This window comes from Streptomyces kanamyceticus (genome assembly GCF_008704495.1).
GTDB lineage: Bacteria > Actinomycetota > Actinomycetes > Streptomycetales > Streptomycetaceae > Streptomyces > Streptomyces kanamyceticus.
Window position 1 is genome coordinate 8,520,028 of record NZ_CP023699.1, and the last position, 21,026, is coordinate 8,541,053.

Annotated in this window: 14 protein-coding genes and 1 rRNA gene; 7 read left to right on the top strand and 8 right to left on the bottom strand. The window is 69.4% G+C overall.

The annotated features are described in order from the left end of the window. Position 1: 1 nt before the first annotated feature. The 3 genes from CP970_RS37040 to CP970_RS37050 are packed head-to-tail and all read left to right on the top strand — an operon-like array spanning position 2 to position 4,758. Positions 2-445 carry a DUF742 domain-containing protein gene (locus CP970_RS37040; RefSeq protein WP_224058917.1) on the top strand — a complete coding sequence of 148 codons (444 nt, stop codon included), beginning with the start codon at positions 2-4 and terminating at the stop codon, positions 443-445. A gap of 25 nt (positions 446-470) precedes the next feature. Then, positions 471-4,172, top strand: coding sequence for a hydantoinase B/oxoprolinase family protein (locus CP970_RS37045; protein WP_055553596.1), 3,702 nt, complete (start codon positions 471-473; stop codon positions 4,170-4,172). Next, on the top strand, positions 4,153-4,758 hold the full coding sequence (locus CP970_RS37050) for a GTP-binding protein (protein ID WP_055553598.1): 606 nt from the start codon (positions 4,153-4,155) through the stop codon (positions 4,756-4,758). Before CP970_RS37045 ends, CP970_RS37050 begins: the two co-directional genes overlap by 20 nt. Positions 4,759-4,832: 74 nt before the next feature. Here the strand turns inward: CP970_RS37050 and glpK are convergent, their stop codons facing one another. The 5 genes from glpK to CP970_RS37075 form a co-directional block, all read right to left on the bottom strand. Next, a complete protein-coding gene (gene glpK, locus CP970_RS37055) occupies positions 4,833-6,353 on the bottom strand; it encodes a glycerol kinase GlpK (protein WP_055553601.1) in 1,521 nt (506 codons plus the stop codon). A 22-nt stretch (positions 6,354-6,375) separates the two neighbouring features. Continuing rightward, positions 6,376-7,131: an MIP/aquaporin family protein gene (locus CP970_RS37060; protein WP_055553604.1), complete on the bottom strand. Its 756-nt coding sequence runs from the start codon at positions 7,129-7,131 to the stop codon at positions 6,376-6,378. A 398-nt stretch (positions 7,132-7,529) separates the two neighbouring features. Next, positions 7,530-8,720 (bottom strand): lipid-transfer protein, encoded by a 1,191-nt coding sequence (locus CP970_RS37065; protein WP_055553606.1) that lies wholly within the window; start codon positions 8,718-8,720, stop codon positions 7,530-7,532. Continuing rightward, the gene (locus tag CP970_RS37070; RefSeq protein ID WP_055553608.1) at positions 8,717-9,142 is read right to left on the bottom strand and encodes a Zn-ribbon domain-containing OB-fold protein; all 426 of its coding nucleotides are present in this window, start codon (positions 9,140-9,142) and stop codon (positions 8,717-8,719) included. Before CP970_RS37070 ends, CP970_RS37065 begins: the two co-directional genes overlap by 4 nt. 190 nt (positions 9,143-9,332) lie before the next feature. Then, positions 9,333-10,148 carry a M15 family metallopeptidase gene (locus CP970_RS37075; RefSeq protein WP_055553610.1) on the bottom strand — a complete coding sequence of 272 codons (816 nt, stop codon included), beginning with the start codon at positions 10,146-10,148 and terminating at the stop codon, positions 9,333-9,335. 73 nt (positions 10,149-10,221) lie between these two features. Here CP970_RS37075 and CP970_RS37080 point away from each other — a divergent pair, with 73 nt between their 5' ends. Continuing rightward, a complete protein-coding gene (locus CP970_RS37080) occupies positions 10,222-10,755 on the top strand; it encodes an NUDIX domain-containing protein (RefSeq protein ID WP_055553612.1) in 534 nt (177 codons plus the stop codon). Between the two features lie 101 nt (positions 10,756-10,856). Here CP970_RS37080 and CP970_RS37085 read toward each other — a convergent pair whose 3' ends face one another. Next, the gene (locus CP970_RS37085; RefSeq protein ID WP_079043887.1) at positions 10,857-13,217 is read right to left on the bottom strand and encodes a glycoside hydrolase family 31 protein; all 2,361 of its coding nucleotides are present in this window, start codon (positions 13,215-13,217) and stop codon (positions 10,857-10,859) included. Between the two features lie 215 nt (positions 13,218-13,432). Here CP970_RS37085 and CP970_RS37090 point away from each other — a divergent pair, with 215 nt between their 5' ends. Together CP970_RS37090 and CP970_RS37095 are read left to right on the top strand one after the other, a co-directional pair. After that, a complete protein-coding gene (locus CP970_RS37090; protein ID WP_055553614.1) occupies positions 13,433-15,418 on the top strand; it encodes an acetoacetate--CoA ligase in 1,986 nt (661 codons plus the stop codon). An 85-nt stretch (positions 15,419-15,503) separates the two neighbouring features. Beyond that, positions 15,504-16,397 carry a hypothetical protein gene (locus CP970_RS37095; RefSeq protein WP_055553616.1) on the top strand — a complete coding sequence of 298 codons (894 nt, stop codon included), beginning with the start codon at positions 15,504-15,506 and terminating at the stop codon, positions 16,395-16,397. A gap of 61 nt (positions 16,398-16,458) precedes the next feature. Here the strand turns inward: CP970_RS37095 and ptsP are convergent, their stop codons facing one another. Then, the gene (gene ptsP, locus CP970_RS37100) at positions 16,459-18,129 is read right to left on the bottom strand and encodes a phosphoenolpyruvate--protein phosphotransferase (RefSeq protein WP_055553619.1); all 1,671 of its coding nucleotides are present in this window, start codon (positions 18,127-18,129) and stop codon (positions 16,459-16,461) included. A gap of 77 nt (positions 18,130-18,206) precedes the next feature. After that, positions 18,207-18,656: a PTS sugar transporter subunit IIA gene (locus CP970_RS37105; protein WP_055553621.1), complete on the bottom strand. Its 450-nt coding sequence runs from the start codon at positions 18,654-18,656 to the stop codon at positions 18,207-18,209. A gap of 691 nt (positions 18,657-19,347) precedes the next feature. Here CP970_RS37105 and CP970_RS37115 point away from each other — a divergent pair. Further along, a 16S ribosomal RNA gene (locus CP970_RS37115) occupies positions 19,348-20,873 on the top strand. The last annotated feature ends 153 nt before the right edge of the window (positions 20,874-21,026 follow it).

Below are 21,026 nucleotides of genomic sequence, written 5' to 3' on the forward strand. Positions count from 1 at the left end.
CATGAGCGACGACGGTCGAGGGATACAGGGCACGCAAAGAGCACAGAGATCGCAGGGGTCACAGGAGACCCCCCGCTGGTTCGACGACGACGCCGGCCCCGTAGTGCGTCCTTACGCCATGACGCGTGGCCGCACGACGAGTCCGGGGCAGCATCGCCTCGACCTCATCGCGGTCGTCATCGCGGAGGCCCGGGCAATCGGCGCCCCGGAGGCCGACCAGACGCTGTCTCCGGAGCACGTGGACATCGTCGAACTCTGCCGTGACACTCCCCAGTCGGTCGCCGAACTCGCGGCCGAACTCGATCTGCCCATCGGCGTGGTCCGCGTGCTCATCGGCGACCTCGTCGACGACGAACTGGTGCACGTGACCCGCCCCGTACCCCCTGCCGAGCTGCCGGACGAGAGTATTCTGCGCGACGTGATCAGCGGCCTCCGGGCGCTCTGAACAGCGCGGAAGCGGGAGTGAGAACGTGACTGGCTGGCAGTTCTGGGTGGACAGGGGCGGCACCTTCACCGACATCGTCGCGCGGCATCCGGACGGTCGCCTGCTGACGCACAAGCTGCTCTCGGACAACCCCGCGCGCTACCGGGACGCGGCCGTCGCGGGGATCCGGGAACTGCTGGCGCGGGCGGGCGACGTACGGGACTCCGCCGATGCCACAGCTGACACAGATGCCCCCGACGCTCCCCATGGGCAGGCGGCGGCGCTTCCGGTCGACACCGTCCGCATGGGCACCACCGTCGCCACCAACGCCCTCCTGGAGCGCAAGGGCGAGCCCACCGCGCTGGTGGTCACCCGCGGCTTCCGCGACGCCCTGCGCATCGCGTACCAGAACCGCCCGGAGATCTTCGCCCGCGAGATCGTCCTGCCCGAACTCCTCTACGAGCGGGTGATCGAGGTCGACGAGCGCGTCGCGGCGGACGGGACCGTGCTGCGCGAACCCGACCTGGACGGGCTCACCACTCCGTTACGGAAGGCGTTCGACGACGGGATCCGGTCCGTGGCCGTCGTCTGCATGCACAGCCATCTGTATCCCGCCCACGAACAGGCGATCGGCGAACTCGCCGTCCGCACCGGATTCCCGCAGGTCTCGCTCTCCAGCGAGGTCAGCCCGCTGATGAAGCTCGTCCCGCGCGGTGACACCGCGGTCGTCGACGCGTATCTCTCGCCGGTCCTGCGCCGCTACGTCCAGCACGTCGCCGACGAACTCCACGGCGTACGGCTGATGTTCATGCAGTCCAACGGCGGCCTCGCCGACGCGGGTCAGTTCCGCGGCAAGGACGCGATCCTTTCCGGGCCCGCGGGCGGCATCGTGGGCATGGCCCGGATGTCGCGCCTGGCAGGCTTCGACCGTGTCATCGGCTTCGACATGGGCGGCACGTCGACGGACGTGTCGCACTACGCGGGCGAGTACGAGCGGGTCTTCACCACCCAGATCGCGGGGGTGCGCCTGCGCGCCCCGATGCTCGACATCCACACCGTCGCGGCGGGCGGCGGCTCCGTCCTCCACTTCGACGGCAGCCGCTACCGCGTGGGCCCCGATTCGGCGGGCGCCGACCCGGGCCCCGCGAGCTACCGCGGCGGCGGCCCGCTCACCGTCACCGACGCCAACGTCGCCCTCGGACGCGTCCAACCGGACCACTTCCCCGCGGTGTTCGGCCCGGACGGCGACCAGCCCCTGGACGCCGCACTCGTCCGCGACCGCTTCGCCGACCTCGCCCGCGAGATCCACGAGGCCACCGGCGACGACCGCACGCCCGAGCAGGTCGCCGAGGGCTATCTGCGGATCGCGGTCGCCAACATCGCGGGCGCCGTCAAGCGCATCTCGGTCCAAAAGGGCCACGACGTCACGCGCTACGCCCTGACCACGTTCGGCGGCGCGGGCGGCCAGCACGCGTGCATGGTCGCCGACTCGCTCGGCATCCGCACCGTCCTCGTACCCCCGATGGCCGGTGTGCTCTCCGCCCTCGGGATCGGTCTCGCCGACACCACGGCGATGCGCGAACAGTCCGTCGAGGCGCCCCTGGCGGCATCCTCCATGCCCCATGTCCGCACGATCGCCGACGACTTGGAGAGCGCCGCCCGCGACGAGCTCCTCGCCGAGGACGTGCCCGCGGAACGCGTCCGGGTCACCCGCCGCGCCCAACTGCGCTACGACGGCACGGACACCGCCCTCACCGTGGAACTCACGGAGCCGGACGCCATGCTCCGTGCCTTCGAGGACCGCCACCGCGCCACCTACTCCTTCACCCTGGACCGGCCCGTCGTCGTGGAAGCCCTCTCCGTGGAGGCCACCGGGCTCACCGACCCTCCGGACCTGTCCGCGCTCGCGGGCGACACCTCGCACGGCCCCGCGCGAACCGTCTCCCTGCATACGGGCGGCGCCCGGCGCGACGTGCCCCTGCACCGCCGCGAGGAACTGCCGCCGGGCCAGAGCGTCACAGGCCCCGCCGTCATCACCGAGGCCAGCGCCACGACGGTCGTGGACGACGGCTGGCAGGCGGCCACGACCGACGCGGGACACCTGGTCATGGAACGCGTGGCGGAACCGGCGAGTTCCACCGCGAGCACCGCGGCCGACCCCGTCCTGCTCGAAGTCTTCAACAACCTCTTCATGTCCATCGCCGAACAGATGGGCGCCCGCCTGGAGTCCACCGCCCAGTCCGTGAACATCAAGGAGCGGCTCGACTTCTCCTGCGCGCTCTTCGACCCCGAAGGAAACCTCGTCGCCAACGCCCCGCACATTCCCGTGCACCTCGGCTCGATGGGCACCAGCGTCAAGGAGGTCATCGCGCGCAGGGGCAGCGGGATGCGCCCGGGGGACAGCTACGCGGTCAACGACCCGTACCACGGCGGCACCCACCTCCCCGACGTCACCGTCATCACCCCGGTCTTCGACCAGCCGGGGGAGCACTCAAGCGCGCGGCGGATCCTCTTCTACGTGGCATCGCGCGGCCACCACGCGGAGATCGGCGGCATCGCGCCGGGCTCCATGCCCGCCGACAGCCGCACCATCGACGAGGAGGGCATCCTCTTCGACAACTGGCTTCTTGTAGAAGACGGCCGTTTCCGCGAGCCCGAGACCCGCGACCTGCTCACCGGGGCCGCCCACCCCTCGCGCAACCCGGACACCAACCTCGCCGACCTGCGCGCCCAGATCGCCGCCAACCAGAAGGGCGTCGACGAAGTCGCCCGCATGATCGACAACTTCGGGCTCGACGTCGTCCAGGCGTACATGAAGCACGTCCAGGACAACGCGGAGGACGCGGTACGACGTGTCATCGACACCCTGGAAGAGGGCGAGTTCGCTTATCAAACGGACTCGGGAGCCACGATCCGCGTCCGGGTGAGCGTGGACCGCGAAGAGCGCACCGCGACGGTCGACTTCACCGGCACGTCGGCCCAGCTCGCCACGAACTTCAACGCGCCCTTCGCGGTGGTCAACGCCGCCGTGCTGTACGTCTTCCGCACGCTCGTCGACGACGACATCCCGCTCAACGACGGCTGCCTGCGCCCGCTGCGCATCATCGTGCCGCCCGGCTCCCTGCTCGCGCCCGAGCCGCCCGCAGCCGTCGTCGCGGGGAACGTGGAGACCTCGCAGGCGATCACCGGCGCCCTGTACGGGGCCCTGGGCGTCCAGGCCGAGGGCTCCGGCACGATGAACAACGTCACCTTCGGCAACGAACGCCACCAGTACTACGAGACGGTGGCTTCGGGCTCCGGAGCGGGCGAGGGATTCGACGGCGCACCCGTCGTACAGACCCACATGACCAACTCGCGGCTCACCGACCCCGAAGTCCTGGAGTGGCGGCTGCCCGTCCTCATCGAGGAGTTCGCGGTACGGCGGGGCAGCGGCGGCAGCGGGAGGTGGCGCGGCGGGGACGGGGCCGTGCGCCGCATCCGCTTCCGCGAGCCGATGACGGTGTCCACCCTGTCGCAGCACCGCAGGGTCGCGCCGTACGGCATGGCGGGCGGCGCCACCGGCGCGCTCGGCGCCAACCGCGTGGAACGCGCGGACGGCGGCGTCCTGGAGCTCGGCGGCAGCGACTCGGCCGACCTGGGCCCCGGCGACGTACTCGTGATCGAAACCCCCGGCGGCGGCGGATACGGACCGGCCCCGCGCGACACCACTGATCCAGGAGAAGTGAGCGATGATTTTCAGGCGTTCTGAGCGCGGCAAGGCCCCCGTCGAGCCGGTGACCCTGAAGATCCTGGTGGCGGGCGGTTTCGGCGTGGGCAAGACGACGCTGGTCGGCGCGGTCAGCGAGATCAAGCCGCTGCGCACCGAGGAGACCCTCAGCGAGGCGGGCCGCCCCGTCGACGACACCCGCGGCGTCGCGGGCAAGCACACCACCACGGTCGCCATGGACTTCGGCCGCATCACGCTCCGCGAGGACCTGGTCCTGTACCTCTTCGGTACCCCAGGACAGGACCGCTTCTGGTTCCTCTGGGACGAACTGGCGACCGGCGCGCTGGGCGCGGTGGTCCTCGCCGACACCCGCCGCCTGGAGGACTGCTTCGCGGCCGTCGACTACTTCGAACGCCGCTCCATACCCTTCGTCATAGGCGTCAACTGCTTCGACGACGCCACCCGCTACCCCGCGGACGCCGTACGCCAGGCCCTCGACCTCGACTCGGAGGTCCCCGTCGTCCTGTGCGACGCCCGCGACCGCGAGTCGGTCAAGGACGTCCTCATCGGCGTCGTCGAACACGCGATGACAGCGGCCGCGGCGGCACGGGAGCCCGCCATCCGGTAGCCCGCCGTCGCGTGCCCGCGGAGCCACGGCCCGTACCCCCGCCGACCGGGGTACGGGCCGCAGTCATGCTCGGCTCAGCCCTCTCCGTCCTCCAGCCAGCCGAAGCTCCGCTCCACCGCCTTGCGCCAGTTGTGGTACTCGCGCTCCCGCGCACCGGTGTCCATCCGCGGTGTCCACTCGACGTCCTGCTGCCAGTGCGCCTTGAGCTCGTCGAGGTCGTTCCAGACCCCGGTGGCGAGCCCGGCCGCGTACGCCGCGCCCAGGCAGGTGGTCTCGGAGACCTTCGGCCGGATCACCGGCACCCCGAGGACGTCCGCCTGGTGCTGCATCAGGAGGTTGTTCTTGGTCATGCCGCCGTCCACCTTCAAGGTGGTGATCCGCACCCCGGAGTCCTGGTACATGGCGTCGACGACCTCACGCGTCTGCCAGCTGGTCGCCTCCAGGACAGCGCGCGCCAGGTGCGCCTTGGTGACGTACCGGGTCAGTCCGGTGACGACGCCGCGCGCGTCGGAGCGCCAGTAGGGGGCGAAGAGACCGGAGAACGCGGGCACGATGTACGCGCCTCCGTTGTCGTCCACGCTCGCCGCGAGGGTCTCGATCTCGTCCGCGTTGCGGATGATGCCGAGCTGGTCGCGGAACCACTGCACCAGGGCGCCGGTGATCGCGATGGAGCCCTCCAGGCAGTACACGGGCGCCTCGGAGCCGATCTTGTAGCCCATCGTGGTGAGCAGCCCGTTCTTCGAGGGGACGGGCCGGTTACCGGTGTTGAGCAGCAGGAAGCTGCCCGTGCCGTACGTGTTCTTGGCGGTGCCCGTGTCATAGCAGGCCTGCCCGAAGACGGCCGCCTGCTGGTCGCCGAGCGCGGAGGCGACGGGCACTCCGGAGAGCTGGCCCACCGCAGTGCCGTACACCTCGGCCGATGACCTGATCTCCGGCAGGACCGCCTCGGGGACGTTCATCGCCGACAGGATCGAGCTGTCCCACTGGAGCGTCTCCAGGTTCATCAGCATGGTGCGGCCCGCGTTGGTGACGTCGGTGACGTGCTTGCCGCCCTCGGTGCCGCCCGTGAGGTTCCAGATCAGCCAGGAGTCGATGGTGCCGAAGGCTATCTCGCCGCGCTCGGCACGGGCCCGGAGCCCGGGTACGTTGTCGAGCAGCCAGGCGGCCTTGGGCCCGGAGAAGTAGCTGGCCAGCGGCAGCCCCGTCTGCTCACGGAAGCGGTCCTGGCCGTCCGCGCCGCCCAGTTCGTTGCAGAGCCCCGAGGTACGGGTGTCCTGCCAGACGATCGCGTTGTGCACGGGTTTGCCCGTGGCCCGGTCCCACAGGACGGTCGTCTCGCGCTGATTGGTGATGCCGAGCGCGCTCAGCTGGTCGGCGCGGAGCCCCGCCTTGGCGATCGCCCCCGCGACCACCGCCTGCACCTTGGACCAGATCTCGGTGGCGTCGTGCTCCACCCAGCCGGGCTTGGGGAAGATCTGGCGGTGCTCGCGCTGGTCCACGGCGACGATCGCGCCGTCCTGGTTGAAGATGATGCAGCGGCTCGACGTGGTGCCCTGGTCGATTGCGGCGACGAATTTCTCGGAGCTGTCCGGCATGGCTACCCCTTGATGAGAAGACTCAGAAGGCTGCGTTGTAGATGGCGCCCGCGAGGGCCCCGCCGATCAGCGGTCCGGCCACCGGAATCCAGGCGTAGCTCCAGTCGGACGTGCCCTTGTTGGGGATCGGCAGGAACGTGTGCACGATGCGCGGACCGAGGTCGCGCGCCGGGTTGATCGCGTACCCCGTGGGGCCACCGAGGGAGAGGCCGATGCCGACGACAAGGAAGGCCACGATCAGCGTCTGCGTGCCGGATTCGCCGAGCCCCTTGGTGAGCCCGAAGGCCAGGATGGGCAGTACCAGGGCCACGGTCGCGATGACCTCGGTGATGAGGTTGGCGACGGGGTTCCGGATCTCCGGGATGGTGGAGAAGATCCCGAGCGTCGGCGTCGGCACGTGCACGCCCTCGGAGTCGCCCTTGGCGCCCCGCGTGACGTTGGCGTTGAACTGCGCGAGGTAGACGAGATAGGCGAGTACGGCGCCGAGCATCGCGCCCACCATCTGCCCGAGCAGATAGAGCCAGACCTTGTCCCACTTGCCGGTGTCGATCGCGATGCCGAGCGTGACGGCGGGATTGAGATGGCCGCCGGAGAGCGGGCCCGCGGTGTACGCGCCGGCGAGCACGCCGAAACCCCATCCGAAGGAGATGACGACCCATCCGGAGGCTTTCGCCTTCGAATGGCTGAGTGTGACGGCGGCGCACACACCGGCGCCCAGCAGAATCAGGATCGCGGTGCCGATGACCTCACCGACGAAGATGTCCCCATTCGAGTACATGGCGGCTCCTAGGCCCTCGCCCGGGGCGCTGCGCCCCGGTACTCCGTGCAGGGTGCGTTTCCGACGACTACTGCCTGGATACGCCCGGCTGATTCAGCCGAAGGCAGGAGGTCTCCCGCGCCCCGCCCGGCGTCCATGACGAGCGTGCCGTCGCAGTCGGATCGCCTCGGGGGGATGACCCGTTGAGCAGGCCCTTCGTGCAGACCCTTCGCGCGCGCAGAGGCTCTGTGCGCCGTGGAGCCGAGGTGCGGCGATGCCGACTGACACCCGGAAGTGTTCACCGATGGTGATGGAGCGTCAAGGTCGCGGACGGCAACGGTTAACCGGTGCGACGCCTTCCTGGGACACACCCGTGGTGAACGGCCCGCGACCCCGGCCCAGGGCCTCGGCCCAAGCCCTCAGCGCACCGCTATGACGGACGACCCGTGCCCGAAGAGACCTTGGTTCGCGCTGATTCCCACGCGCGCCCCTTCGACCTGACGCGCCCCCGCCGTCCCCCTCAACTGCCAGGTCAGCTCGCACACTTGGGCGATCGCCTGGGCGGGTACGGCCTCTCCGAAGGACGCGAGTCCGCCGCTGGTGTTCACCGGGGTCCGCCCGCCCGGCGAGGTCGCGCCCTCCCGCAGCAGCTTGGCCCCCTCGCCCTCGCCGCAGAGCCCGAGGTCCTCGTACCACTGCAGTTCGAGGGAGGTGGACAGGTCGTACACCTCCGCCACGGATATGTCCTCGGGGCCGACGCCCGCCTCCTCGTACGCGGCACGCGCGATGGAGGCGCGATAGGTCTCCTCGCTCGGCTCCACGACCGCCGCGGAGTCCGTGGCGACGTCCGGCAGGTCGAGGACGGTGCGCGGATACGTCGGGGTGACCGTGGAGACGGCACGCACGCGTACCGGATCGGTGGCCCCGTGCCGCCGCGCGAACTCCATGCTGGAGAGCACCAGGGCCGCGGCCCCGTCCGAGGTGGCGCAGATGTCGAGCAGCCGCAGCGGGTCGGCGACCACGGCGGAGGCGGCGACCTCCTCGGCGGTGACCTCCTTGCGGTAGCGCGCGTTCGGATTGAGTGCTCCCAGGGCCGCGTTCTTCACCTTGACCAGGGCGAAGTCCTCCAGGGTGTCGCCGTGCACGGCCATCCGGCGGCGCGCGTACAGCCCGAAGTACGCGGGGTTGGTCGCTCCCAGGACGCGGAACCGCAGCCAGTCCGGGTCATCGGCCCGCTCCCCGCCCGCGGGCTTGAAGAACCCCTTGGGCGCCGCGTCGGCCCCGACCACCAGGATGACGTCGGCGAGACCCGAAAGGATCTGCGCGCGTGCCGTGTTGATGGCCTGCGCCCCGGACGCGCACGCCGCGTACACACTCGCCACGCGGGCCCCCTGCCAGCCGAGCGCCTTGGCGAACGTGGCCCCGGCGACGTACCCGGGATAGCCGCCCCGCACCGTGTCAGCGCCGACGATCGAGTCCACGTCGCGCCAGTCGACCCCGGCATCGGCGAGCGCCGCCCTGGCCGCCACCGTGCCGTACTCGACGAAGGACCGGCCCCACTTGCCCCAGGGGTGCATGCCCGCACCCAGCACCGCCACCTCGCCGCTCATGCGCCCACCCCCACCGGTCGCCAGTGCCACGTCGTCCAGGTCGTCTCGTCGTCCTCGTTGAGCACACCGGGGACGACCTCCACCTCCATGCCGACCTCCAGATCGGCGACGGAGAGCCCCGGGACCCCCTGCCCGAGCACCACCATGCGCTCTGCCGCCAGCTCCACAGCGATCAACGTGTAGGGCTCCCACGGAAGTTCCGGATCGGAGACATAGGGCGAGGGCGGGCGGTACCGGCCGTCCGTGTACGACCAGACCCGGCCGCGCCGGGACAGCGGCGCCTCCACCAGCTCACCGCCGGCGCAGCCGGGATTGCGGCAGAAGGTGTCCTCGCGGGGAAAGAAGACGGCGGCGCACGCCGAGCAGCGCGTGCCCAGCAGACGGAAGTCCGCGTCCTCCCCGGCGAACCAGTGGGCCACCACGGGTGTGCTCGTACGCGACAAGGTTCCTCCACGGCTGGATCTGACGGAACGTCAGAAGTGTGCCACGAGCAACCGGATTCCGTCAGGGGGCGGAAAACAGAACCGGACGGGCGACTTTCGCGTCCGAGTATCGGAGGGGGTGACCGGGACTGACGGGGGTGCCCCGGTCGCCCTCCTCTCGCGCTCGGCCCTACTTGCCGTGCTTGCCGTGCAGCGACCGCGGCGAGACGGGGAAGTCGAAGTAGGTGTCGGGGAAGAGTTCGGGCTTGTACGTGAAGTGCCACCACTCCTCGGGGAGGTTGGTGAAGCCCACCTTGCCCAGGGTGTTCCTCAACAGGTCGCGGTGCGCGCGCTGCCCGCCCGTGACGCGGGGGTCGTCCGTGTGTGAAATGGTGTCAAAACAGTCGTAACCCGTACCCATGTCGATGGAGTTGTCGGGGAAGCGCTGCTCCTTGGGGCCGTGGCACGGGGAGAGCGGCTCGCCGGGGACGTACGGACGGGTCGGTTTGGCGGGCAGCCGGACGACCGTCAGGTCCAGCGTCGAGCCCCTGCTGTGCCCGGACTTCTCCGCGATGTAGCCGTCCTCGAACAGTCTCGACTTGTCGACCCGCGGATAGAACTCCGCCTTCATGCGCTCGTCGTCCAGGTCCTTGGCCCAGCGCACGAAGTGGTCGACGGCCCGCTGCGGCCGGTAGCAGTCGTACACCTTCAGGGAGTAACCCTTGCGCAGCAGCGCCCGCTGAGCCTTGTGCAGCGCCTTCGCCGCCGGTTCGGTGAGGATGCACATCGGCTTCTCGTACCCGTCGATGCGCTCGCCCACGAAGTTGTGCGGGGTGAAGTAACGCATCTCCTGGATGATCGTGGGGTCGACGGCGCGCAGCGCGACGAACTCCTCGGGAGCCTTCGGTTCCGATGCCGGCTCGGCACGCGCGGGGGCGGCGGTCACGGCCAGCAGGGCGGTGGCGGAGACGGCGATGTTCCGCAAGGTGCGGGCAAGTCCTGTCATGCCCCCTGCGTCTATCAGGATCGCCGCCGACCGCGAAAGACCGCCGCGTCGAAACATCCGATACAGTCCGCGCGTGCCCGCAACCCCACACTCCCCCAACTCCCTTCCCGGCTCCCACTGTTCGAGCTGTGGAGCACCCTACGGAGAAGGCCTTTCCGGCTGGCCCCGCACCTGCGCGAGCTGCGGCGCGGTGGCCTACCGCAACCCGCTTCCCGTGGTGGTGGCCCTGCAGCCCGTCTACGACACCCAGGGCACCGCCCTGGTCGTCGTGACCCGCACCATCGCCCCCGCGCGCGGGGGCACCGCCCTGCCCGGAGGGTTCATCGACGACAGGGAGGACTGGCGGCACGCACTCGTGCGCGAACTCCACGAGGAGACGGGCGTCAAAGCGGAGACCCGCGACGTACGCCTGGCCGACGCGATGAGCGCACCCGACGGCTACCTCCTGCTCTTCGGCCTCTTGCCCGAGCGCCCCGCCGCCGAACTGCCGCCCCCCACACCGACGGACGAGACCGAGGGCTGGGACCTGCTGCGCCGCCCCACCGAACTGGCCTTCCCCCTGCACACGCTCGCGGTACGCGCGTGGTTCGAGGGCCGCTACATCTGAGTCTCCGGTGAGCTGGCCGGGCCGGCTGTTCTCGGCGACCCGGCTATCCCGTCCACTGGCCCACGACGGGCCCCGACAGACAGCCCCCGCTCCCGGGAAACTCAGCCCGCCAGCCCCCGCACTCCCACGGGACGCCCCGGCGCGCCCTCGCTCTCGTCCCCGTCCCTCTCGACGACCACACGCCCCTCGTCCCACCGCGTCGTGTACCGCTCGATCTCCGCCTCCGCCCACCCGTCACCCGCGTCGGCGATCACCAGACCCCCGCCCGTACGCCCCTGAGCCGGTGCCCACGCCTCCAGCTCGACACCGCCGTCGGACGCCCGCACCGGCAGCACGGTGCCCGCGCGCGCGAGCACCGGCACACGCGACAGGGGAGCGTCGACCACCACCTGGCCCGGCCCTTCGTACGCCTTCCCGGTCACCGTGTCGTACCAACGCCCCCTGGGCAGTCGCACCGCACGCTGTCGCACCCCGTCCTCCAGGACCGGCGCGACCAACAAGGAGTCGCCGAGCAAGAACGCGTCCTCGCAGTCCCGCAGCGCCCTGTCCTCGGGACTGCCCCACCACAGGGGCCGCACATACGGAGTGCCGGTGCGCCGCGCCAGATGGGCGAGCGTCACGAAGTACGGCAGCAGCCTCCTGCGCTCGGCGAGCGCCACGCGCGCGTGCTCAAGCACCTCGTCCCCGAACTCCCAGGGCTCCCGCCGCCCGGCCCCCATCGCCGCATGCGTACGGAACAGCGGCAGATACGAGCCGAGCTGGAACCACCGCAGATACAGCTCCGGAGAAGGGCTGCCGTCGAAGCCGCCCACATCGGGCCCCGAGTACGGCACACCGCACAGCCCGAGCCCCAACACCAGTGACAGCGAAGCGCGCAGCCCCGGCCAGCCCGTGGACACATCGCCCGACCAGGTCCCTCCGTAGCGCTGCATGCCCGCCCAACCGGAACGCGAGAACACGAAGGGACGCTCGTCGGGATGCAGCGCGCGCAGCCCCTCGTACCCGGCACGGGCCATCGCGAGGCCGTACACGTTGTGCCCCTCCCGATGGTCCCCACCGACCCCCTCCAGGGCATGCCGCGCCGAACGGGGCAGTGTCGCCTCACCGAACGCGGCGAAGGACACCGGCTCGTTCATGTCGTGCCAGAACCCCGAGAACCCCTGCTCGAGCCGCTCCCCGTAGAGCGGCCCCCACCACTCCCGCGCGCGTGGGTCGGTGAAATCCGGATACACCGACTCACCGGGCCACACGACACCGCGCACGGCACGGCCCGCGGCATCCCGCACGAACACGTCCGCCGCCGCGCCACTGTCGTACAGCGCCACCCCCGGCTCGGCCTTCACCCCGGGGTCCACGATCGAGACGAGCCGGATCCCGTCCCTGCGCAACTCGTCGGCGAACTGCGGCAGCTTGGGAAACCGCTCCTTGTCGACGGTGAACACCTGATGCGCTTCGTAGTGGTCGATGTCCAGATGCACGGCGTCCAACGGCAGCCCGCGCTCCTGGTAACCGGCGACGATCCGGCGCACCTCCTGTTCGCTGCCGAAGCCCCACCGCGCGTGATGGTGCCCGAGCGCCCAGGAGGGCGGCAGCGCGGGAGGGCCCGTCAGGGACGCCCAGGTGTGCAGCACGCGCGCGGGGGTGCCGACCATCGCCCAGCACCGCAGCGGCCCGCCGTCCATCCGCACCTCGCACGACCCCGTCCTGTCGTGACCGGACCCGGCGCCCTCCTCGCCCTCGTGCACCAGGACCTCGCCCTCCCACGTGTTGTCGTGGAAGACCAGATGCGTACCGGCGTCGGCCACCACCATCTGCACGGGCATGGTGATGTACAGCGGATCGTCTCCGGGCCCGAACGAGCCACCGGGATCGGTGTTCCACAGCCGGTACGTCCCGTTGCGCAGCCGCGGCCCGCCCGCCCGGCCGCCGAGCCCGAAGAACCGCGCGTCCGCCGCCACCTCCGACCGCTGCACCCAGCGCGCCGCGCCGCCCTCGGCCTCCCACCAGCGGGGCGGCAGGTCGCGCCGCAGCATCACCCCGCCCGGCGTGCGCAGTTCGACGGCCCCGTGCCGCGAGACGGCGACCGTCGCCCGCTCCGACACCACCCGCCAGCCACCCTCCTTGTCGGGCTCCAGGACGGCACGGGGATCCGGCTCGGGGCTCCCGCAGCTCAGCGCGTACGACGGCTCGGGCCCCGCGCCGTCCCAGCCCCAGAAAACCGCCCCGCCCGCGGTCACCCGCACCCGCAGCTCGGACCGGGCGAACCGCACCACCCCACCACCGGGCTCCGGCTCCACACCCGTCACAGTTCCCGGCACCCGAGCACGCTCGGGCCCTCGCGGGGCGAGCCCCGCGGCGTCGGCCCGCCACCTGCGCCAGGAGGAGCGCACCGTGCGCAACCCTTGCGCCGTGCCGACCATGCCGACCGCCTTCACCGAGCGCACCAGGTCACGACCGTTCATGCTGCTCACCCTGCCACCGAATTCGCCGCGCGTGTGCCGCGTTCAGCTGCCGTTCACCTGGGGTGACGGCACATTCCTGGGGCAAGGACTGTGTGCGGCACACCCTGGTGCGGAAGTCGATCACGTGGCAGGCTCCGAGACAGCCGTGCCCACGCGCACACCCAGCACGTGCGCACTCACACGCATACGCCGCGTAACAGTCCGGGAGCCGCCCCATGACGTCCTCGTCGAACCTCTCACCGCTCTGGGAGCCGAGCCAGGAAAGGATCGCCGAAGCGCAGGTCACCCGGTTCCAGGCATGGGCGGCAGAGCACTACGGAGCGCCCGCCCACGGCGGTTACGCAGCGTTGCACCAGTGGTCCGTCGCCGATCTGGAGACGTTCTGGAAGGCCGTCACCGACTGGTTCGACGTCCGATTCTCGACGCCCTACACGCGCGTGCTCGCCGACCGAGCCATGCCGGGCGCCCAGTGGTTCCCCGACTCGACCCTCAACTACGCCGAGCACGCACTGCGCGCGGCAGAGGACCCCGCGCGCGCGGACGACCCCGCCATCCTCCACGTCGACGAGAGCCAGGACCCGCACACCGTCACCTGGGCCGAGCTGCGCCGCCAAGTCGGCTCCCTGGCCGCCGAACTACGCTCCCTGGGAGTACGCCCGGGTGACCGCGTCAGCGGCTACCTGCCGAACATCCCACAGGCCGTCGTCGCCCTCCTGGCCACCGCCGCGGTCGGCGCCGTATGGACCTCCTGCGCACCCGACTTCGGCGCCCGCAGCGTCCTGGACCGCTTCCAGCAGGTCGAACCGGTGGTGCTCTTCACCGTCGACGGCTACCGCTACGGCGGCAAGGAGCACGACCGCCGCGACACCGTCGCCGAACTCCGCTCCGAACTGCCCAGCCTCCGCGCGGTCGTGCACATCCCGCTGCTCGGCACCGACGCCCCCGAGGGCGCCCTCGAATGGTCGGCCCTCACCTCGGCCGACGTGACCCCCACCTTCGAAGCCGTGCCCTTCGACCACCCCTTGTGGGTGCTCTACTCCTCGGGCACCACCGGCCTGCCCAAGGCCATCGTCCAGTCCCAGGGCGGCATCCTCGTCGAGCACCTCAAGCAACTCGGCCTGCACTGCGACCTCGGCCCCGACGACCGCTTCTTCTGGTACACCTCCACCGGCTGGATGATGTGGAACTTCCTCGTCTCCGGCCTCCTGACGGGCACCACGATCGTCCTGTACGACGGCAGCCCCGGTTACCCCGACACCGGCGCCCAGTGGCGCATCGCCGAACGCACCGGAGCCACCCTCTTCGGCACCTCGGCCGCCTACGTCATGGCCTGCCGCAAGGCCGACGTCCACCCGGCCCGCGACCACGACCTCTCGCGCATCAAGTGCGTCGCCACCACCGGTTCCCCGCTGCCTACCGACGGCTTCCGCTGGCTGCACGACGAGTTCGCGGACACCCCCGGCGGCCTGTGGACGGCATCCGTCAGCGGCGGCACGGACGTCTGCTCCTGCTTCGCGGGAGCAGTCCCCACCCTGCCGGTCCACATCGGCGAGCTCCAGGCCCCCTGCCTGGGCACGGACCTGCAGGCCTGGGACGCCCAGGGCAAGCCGCTCACCGACGAGGTCGGCGAACTGGTCGTCGTCAACCCCATGCCGTCCATGCCCATCCACTTCTGGAACGACCCGGACGGCACCCGCTACCACGACAGCTACTTCGACACCTATCCCGGCGTCTGGCGCCACGGGGACTGGATCACTCTCACCGCACGCGGTTCAGTGATCATCCACGGCCGCTCGGACTCCACCCTGAACCGCCAAGGCGTCCGCATGGGTTCGGCCGACATCTACGAGGCCGTCGAACGCCTGCCGGAGATCCGCGAATCCCTCGTCATCGGCGTCGAACAGCCCGACGGCGGCTACTGGATGCCGCTCTTCGTCCACCTCGCCCCCGGCGCCACCCTCGACGACGCGCTGCGCGACCGCATCAAGCTGACGATCCGCGAGCAGCTCTCCCCGCGCCATGTCCCCGACGAGGTCATCGAGGTGCCCGGCGTCCCGCACACCCTCACCGGCAAGCGCATCGAGGTCCCCGTCAAGCGTCTCCTGCAAGGAACACCGCTGGAAAAGGCCGTCAACCCCGGCTCGGTCGACGACCTCGACCTCCTGCGCCACTACGCGGAGATCGCCCGCAAGCGCTCCTGAACACCCGTCCCCGCAGCTCAGCGGCCGTTGTCAGTGGCTCTCGTTACTGTGAGTGAGCATTGACCGACCGAGCGCAGGGGGAATCATGGCGCACACCCGACCCGACACGATGCGACGCGCTCTGCGCCGCGAAGTCGCCGGAACCATCGGCCTGCTGGCCGATGAGGAGGACTTCGCGGCGATGCGTCGCTACCGCACCTTCACCTTCGACGACCACAGGAGCTACCTCAAGCAGGTCGAGGGACTGCTCAGAACCCTCGCGGCCCAGGGCGGCCACACCACGGTCGCGCTCTTCGACCCCGAGGAGTACGCGGAGTACTGCGCGGCGACCGGCCTCGAACCCGACGCCCCCGGCAGCCGCACCCGCTTCACCGCCGAACTGGCATCGGAAGGCCCCACCCTTCCCTACGAGGGACAGCCCTTGACCGACCTGGTCCCCGACCTCGTCGACGAGGCGGTCCGGCAGGCCACCTGGGAGTACGCGACGGTGGTGCTCGCACGCGCGGGCACCTGCGCGACCTGCGGCGAGGACATCGGACGCGCCGCCTTCGTCCGCGCGTCGGAACTCATCGCCCGGGCCCTCGCGGCATCCGGTCCCGGCACCCGTCACCTGGTGTGCAGCGTGCCCACCGACCCCGAACCCCTCCTCGCCGCCCTGCACGTCGACGGCGACACCGACGGCGAGACCCACCTCGACGAGACCGAGGCCCTGGAGTTCACCACCGTCCTCGCCGTCGGCATCGCCACCCAGCGCCCGGTCGGCATGGTGCTGCGCAGCAGCGCCGAAGGCACCCGCGACCGCGTCCACGGCTGGCGCATGAGCGGCGGGCGGCTCCAGCCGCTCACCGCGGCGGAGGTCTTCGACGCGTACTGCACCGACGCCATCTCCGGAGAGCTCGTCTCCCCGGAATCCGGCGTCGACTACTGCGCGGCCCCCGACCTGGAGGACGAAGGACCCGGGGGAGGACACCCGCACTGAACGCCCGAGGGGCGCTCCACCGGAACCGGTGGAGCGCCCCTCGGACAGCGGACGGGTCCGACTACTCGCCGGACAGCACCGCCTGAGCGGCCTTGCGGGCCTCGTCGGCGGTGTCGGCGGCACGGGCCGCGGACGCCGCACGCTCGCACTGCGCCAGCGTGTACTTGCCGAGCGTCGCACGCACGTAAGGAATGGACGCCGCACCCATCGACAGCGAGGTGACACCCAGACCGGTCAGCACACACGCGAGCAGCGGGTCGGAAGCGGCCTCGCCACACACGCCACAGCTCTTGCCCTCGGCCTTCGCCGCCTCGGCGGACAGCGCGACCAAGTCGAGCAGCGCGGGCTGCCACGGGTCCTGCAGCCGGGACACGGCGCCCACCTGACGGTCGGCGGCAAAGGCGTACTGCGCGAGGTCGTTGGTGCCCAGCGAGAGGAACTCGACCTCCTGGAGGATCGAGCGCGCCCGCAGTGCCGCCGAAGGAATCTCCACCATGGCGCCGAACTTCGCCTGCAGCCCGGCCTCACGGCACGCGTCGGCGAAGGCCTTGGCGTCGATGCGGTCCGCGACCATCGGGGCCATGACCTCGAGGTAGACCGGCAGCCCCTCGACGGCCTTGGCCAGCGCGGTCAGCTGGGTCCGCAGCACCTCGGGGTGGTCGAGCAGCGACCGCAGACCACGCACGCCCAGCGCCGGGTTCGGCTCGTCGCCCGGCGTCAGGAAGTCCAGCGGCTTGTCCGCACCGGCATCCAGGACACGCACGACGACCCGGCCCTCGGGAAAGGCCTCGAGCACCTTGCGGTACGCCTCGACCTGCTTCTCCTCGGACGGCGCCTTGGTGCTGTCATCGAGGAAGAGGAACTCGGTACGGAACAGGCCCACACCCTCGGCACCGGCCTCGACAGCGGCCGGCACGTCGGCCGGACCGCCGACGTTGGCGAGGAGCGGCACCTTGTGACCGTCGGACGTGGCGCCAGGACCGGTCGACGCGGCCAGCGAGGCCTTGCGCTCGGCGGCGGCGGCCTCGAGCTGCTCGCGCTTCTCCGCACTCGGGTCCACGAAGATCTCACCGGTGCTGCCGTCGACAGCGACGACAGTGCCCTCGGCGAGCTCACCGGCACCCGGCAGCGCGACGATGGCAGGCACCCCGAGCGCCCGCGCGAGGATCGCGCTGTGGCTGGTCGGGCCGCCTTCCTCGGTGACGAAGCCGAGCACGAGCGCCGGGTCGAGCAGCGCGGTGTCCGCGGGGGCGAGGTCACGGGCGATCAGTACGTACGGCTGGTCGCTGTCCGGGACACCCGGCATCGGCACGCCGAGCAGACGCGCGACGATGCGATTGCGCACGTCGTCGAGGTCCGCCACGCGCCCGGCCATGTACTCACCGGCACCGGCCAGCAGTTCGCGGTAGTGGGAGAACGCGTCGTAGACGGCGCGCTCGGCCGTGCTGCCGACGGTGATGCGCCGGTCGACGTCGGACATCAGCTCCGGGTCCTGGGCGATCATGGCCTGTGCCTCGAGCACCGCCTGCGCCTCGCCACCGGCCAGATTGCCGCGCGCATTAAGGTCGGCGGCCACAGCTTCCACGGCCTGGCGAGCGCGCCCCTGTTCGCGCTCAGCCTCCTCCGCCGGAATCTGCTTGGCCGGCGGCTCGAGAACCGCCGTGCCCATGTGCCGAACCTCGCCGATCGCCACACCGTGGCTCACACCGACGCCTCGCAGCGTTGTCTCCATTTCACCCGTCTCCGGTAGTGCGACGGGCCCTGCCGCCGCGGTGGTTGTCGTGCTTGCCGTCAGCGACGGCGATGACGTCACTTCCAGCTGAAGAGCGCGTCGCCGGCCTTCACGTCGCCGTCCTCGATCAGCTCGGAGAGGGACTCGGCCGTGGCCTCGAGCGCCACGATCGGGCACACCGGGGACTTGCCGGCGGCCTCGACGGCGGCAGGGTCCCAGCGAACGACGGCCTGGCCGCGCTGTACGGTGTCGCCCTTGTTGACGAGCAGCTCGAAGCCCTCGCCATTGAGCTGAACGGTGTCGATGCCGAGGTGCGTCAGCACGCCGTGGCCCTGATCGTCGACCACCACGAAGGCGTGGGGGTGAAGAGAGACGACGATGCCGTCGACGGGAGAGACGGCCTCGGAAGGCTCACGCACGGGATCGATGGCCGTGCCAGGCCCGACCATCGCGCCTGAGAACACGGGATCGGGTACAGCAGAGAGCCCAATGGCGCGTCCTGCAAGCGGGGACGAAACGCTGGTCATGGCTAGCCTCCCAGGGGGTGGAGATTCATAGCCGCCGTCACTACCTGTCCTGGACGACGCACTGTTCAGAAGGGTAAGTCATAAGAAGTCCCGGTTCCGCACGAGAGGTCCCGGTTGGCGGACGTAGAGGCACTGCACAAACGATTTGCGCCCGCCCGGGAGCCGATGTACAGTCGGACTCCTGCCTGAGGCCGTGGGACGCAGTCAAGCGTCCGGTCTCGGCAGCATCCTTCTAGTCAGATCCTATCCCTGGGTCCGGTTCCGCATGTCTGCGGTGACCGTGGTCAGAGAGTCGAATGAGACCTGATAAAGTCGGAACCGCCGGAAAGGGAAACGCGAAAGCCGAAAGGCCGGAGCGGGAACCGGAAAGGCACCGAGGAAGTCGGACACGAAAGAGTCTGATAGAGTCGGAAACGCAAGAACAAAAGAAACACCGAAGGGAAGCGCCCGGAGGAAAGCCCGAGAGGGTGAGTACAAAGGAAGCGTCCGTTCCTTGAGAACTCAACAGCGTGCCAAAAGTCAACGCCAGATATGTTGATACCCCGACTCACTTCGGTGAGTTGAGGTTCCTTTGAAAAAGTCCTGTACGGCCTCGGTCGTGCAGGCAGCACAGCGAGGACGCTGTGAACCGGGAGATTATTCCTCTCCTTGGTTCCGCTCTCGTGTGTGTCGTCCCGATTACGGGAAAACATTCACGGAGAGTTTGATCCTGGCTCAGGACGAACGCTGGCGGCGTGCTTAACACATGCAAGTCGAACGATGAAGCCCTTCGGGGTGGATTAGTGGCGAACGGGTGAGTAACACGTGGGCAATCTGCCCTTCACTCTGGGACAAGCCCTGGAAACGGGGTCTAATACCGGATAATACCTTCTCTCGCATGGGAGAGGGTTGAAAGCTCCGGCGGTGAAGGATGAGCCCGCGGCCTATCAGCTTGTTGGTGAGGTAGAAGCTCACCAAGGCGACGACGGGTAGCCGGCCTGAGAGGGCGACCGGCCACACTGGGACTGAGACACGGCCCAGACTCCTACGGGAGGCAGCAGTGGGGAATATTGCACAATGGGCGAAAGCCTGATGCAGCGACGCCGCGTGAGGGATGACGGCCTTCGGGTTGTAAACCTCTTTCAGCAGGGAAGAAGCGAAAGTGACGGTACCTGCAGAAGAAGCGCCGGCTAACTACGTGCCAGCAGCCGCGGTAATACGTAGGGCGCAAGCGTTGTCCGGAATTATTGGGCGTAAAGAGCTCGTAGGCGGCTTGTCACGTCGGTTGTGAAAGCCCGGGGCTTAACCCCGGGTCTGCAGTCGATACGGGCAGGCTAGAGTGTGGTAGGGGAGATCGGAATTCCTGGTGTAGCGGTGAAATGCGCAGATATCAGGAGGAACACCGGTGGCGAAGGCGGATCTCTGGGCCATTACTGACGCTGAGGAGCGAAAGCGTGGGGAGCGAACAGGATTAGATACCCTGGTAGTCCACGCCGTAAACGGTGGGAACTAGGTGTTGGCGACATTCCACGTCGTCGGTGCCGCAGCTAACGCATTAAGTTCCCCGCCTGGGGAGTACGGCCGCAAGGCTAAAACTCAAAGGAATTGACGGGGGCCCGCACAAGCAGCGGAGCATGTGGCTTAATTCGACGCAACGCGAAGAACCTTACCAAGGCTTGACATATACCGGAAAGCATCAGAGATGGTGCCCCCCTTGTGGTCGGTATACAGGTGGTGCATGGCTGTCGTCAGCTCGTGTCGTGAGATGTTGGGTTAAGTCCCGCAACGAGCGCAACCCTTGTTCTGTGTTGCCAGCATGCCCTTCGGGGTGATGGGGACTCACAGGAGACTGCCGGGGTCAACTCGGAGGAAGGTGGGGACGACGTCAAGTCATCATGCCCCTTATGTCTTGGGCTGCACACGTGCTACAATGGCAGGTACAATGAGCTGCGAAGCCGCGAGGCGGAGCGAATCTCAAAAAGCCTGTCTCAGTTCGGATTGGGGTCTGCAACTCGACCCCATGAAGTCGGAGTTGCTAGTAATCGCAGATCAGCATTGCTGCGGTGAATACGTTCCCGGGCCTTGTACACACCGCCCGTCACGTCACGAAAGTCGGTAACACCCGAAGCCGGTGGCCCAACCCCTTGTGGGAGGGAGCTGTCGAAGGTGGGACTGGCGATTGGGACGAAGTCGTAACAAGGTAGCCGTACCGGAAGGTGCGGCTGGATCACCTCCTTTCTAAGGAGCATCTAGATTCCGCAAGGAATCCAGAGCCACTACGTCGGCAAATGTTCGACGGTGGTTAGCTCATGGGTGGAACGTTGACTACTCGGCACGATCGGTTGGCTTCACTAGTACTGCTTCGGCGTGGAACGTGAAGGTTGATGGGTC

Bases quoted from the DNA above. Each gene is read 5' to 3' on its own strand.
- CP970_RS37040 (WP_224058917.1), top strand. From the start codon at position 2: ATGAGCGACGACGGTCGAGGGATACAGGGCACGCAAAGAGCACAGAGA.
- CP970_RS37050 (WP_055553598.1), top strand. From the start codon at position 4,153: ATGATTTTCAGGCGTTCTGAGCGCGGCAAGGCCCCCGTCGAGCCGGTG.
- glpK (WP_055553601.1), bottom strand. From the start codon at position 6,353: ATGCCGGACAGCTCCGAGAAATTCGTCGCCGCAATCGACCAGGGCACC.
- CP970_RS37060 (WP_055553604.1), bottom strand. From the start codon at position 7,131: ATGTACTCGAATGGGGACATCTTCGTCGGTGAGGTCATCGGCACCGCG.
- CP970_RS37065 (WP_055553606.1), bottom strand. From the start codon at position 8,720: ATGAGCGGCGAGGTGGCGGTGCTGGGTGCGGGCATGCACCCCTGGGGC.
- CP970_RS37075 (WP_055553610.1), bottom strand. From the start codon at position 10,148: ATGACAGGACTTGCCCGCACCTTGCGGAACATCGCCGTCTCCGCCACC.
- CP970_RS37085 (WP_079043887.1), bottom strand. From the start codon at position 13,217: ATGAACGGTCGTGACCTGGTGCGCTCGGTGAAGGCGGTCGGCATGGTC.
- CP970_RS37090 (WP_055553614.1), top strand. From the start codon at position 13,433: ATGACGTCCTCGTCGAACCTCTCACCGCTCTGGGAGCCGAGCCAGGAA.
- CP970_RS37095 (WP_055553616.1), top strand. From the start codon at position 15,504: ATGGCGCACACCCGACCCGACACGATGCGACGCGCTCTGCGCCGCGAA.
- ptsP (WP_055553619.1), bottom strand. From the start codon at position 18,129: ATGGAGACAACGCTGCGAGGCGTCGGTGTGAGCCACGGTGTGGCGATC.
- CP970_RS37105 (WP_055553621.1), bottom strand. From the start codon at position 18,656: ATGACCAGCGTTTCGTCCCCGCTTGCAGGACGCGCCATTGGGCTCTCT.